General features: G+C 37.5%; 1 protein-coding gene. It reads right to left on the bottom strand.

Going from position 1 to position 698, the window contains the following annotated elements:
- A partial coding sequence (locus ACFIL8_RS11835; protein ID WP_375689978.1) for a BA14K family protein occupies positions 1-638 on the bottom strand: 638 nt, incomplete at its 3' end.
- Positions 639-698 lie beyond the last annotated feature (60 nt).

Genomic DNA, 698 nt, shown 5'->3' with positions numbered 1-698 from the left:
GTTTGCTGCACTTGATAAACTCTTTGATTTTGCGGAACTTTTTGATAAATTACCTGATTTTGTGGTACTATTTGATAAACCACTTGTGGCTGTTCTGGTTTTTTTAAAATTGTACCAAGAATCGTACCTGTTGCAAGACCAAGAATACCCACCGCTAAAGCATCTCCTGAGTTATCTATATGAATATTACTGTGTTTTGTCTTTTTGCGCTCGACGTAATGATATGTTTTGTTTTCAACATGATGATAATGGTGGTGGTGGTGATGATGATGTTGTTGTTCCGTCTTACTCTGTTTGGCTACAGACCTTTCATGTTTGGCTTTAAATCTTCTCTTGTCGTCATCAGAACTTTTGTGGAAATCATCAACAAACTTTTGGAAATCATCAGATAAAAAGCTACGTTTTTTATCAGAACAATGGGAGCGAGAAAAACCGCAAGGCAGAATATCAGCTTTCTTCCTCATTTCCCTTATCGCATCATCTGTTTCTTTACGCATCTTCCTCATCATATCATCTATTTCTCTCGAGATAGAGTCACTACGATTCCATGCCATATCCGCAAGCGTTGCATTTAGCGGCATCAAAACGGTCACAGTTGACATTGCTGATAATACCGCTAACCTGATCACTTTTTTCATAATGATGCTCCTTGTGTAAATTCGTATTTTTCACATCCTACACGTTTCAAACTGAATAGA

The sequence above is a fragment of the Bartonella sp. AP57NXGY genome (genome assembly GCF_042195805.1).
GTDB lineage: Bacteria > Pseudomonadota > Alphaproteobacteria > Rhizobiales > Rhizobiaceae > Bartonella.
The sequence above is the reverse complement of the archived record's forward strand: the minus strand, read 5'-3'. Positions and strand labels throughout refer to the sequence as shown.